Source organism: Dellaglioa sp. CoH-56-MRSF-13, from assembly GCF_056782095.1.
The window spans coordinates 1-309 of the sequence record NZ_JBXAYC010000132.1; the positions used below are offsets into that span (position 1 = coordinate 1).

Genomic DNA, 309 nt, shown 5'->3' on the forward strand with positions numbered 1-309 from the left:
TCCCATCTGTTTCTGCCACCGCGATATAACGCGACGGCCCATTTGCTGTCGTCATCTGAGTTACCCCAGAAGAGCTAGAAGTCTTGAAGGACCCCTGAATGTTTTGGTAACGATTCGAGTTACCGCGCATGACTACCGCGCGAACATCGGACACAGCAGGAATGTTCCACTTGTAGGTATCGGTCTGACCAGTGGCATTAGCCGTCACGTAGTTAGCGCCGGTCGTATCCGTAGCAGACTGCCAGTTAGGCTCAGCGCCCGATGGCGTCCACTGAGTGAGCGATCCGTTACCTGTGGCGTTCACTGCGT

The 309-nt window shown here is 55.0% G+C and carries 1 protein-coding gene; it reads right to left on the reverse strand.

Annotated elements, in window-relative coordinates; all coding sequences use genetic code 11:
• Positions 1 to 309 (reverse strand): hypothetical protein (locus tag AC1RP1_RS08190; protein WP_481762749.1); only part of this gene is annotated, 309 nt, incomplete at both ends.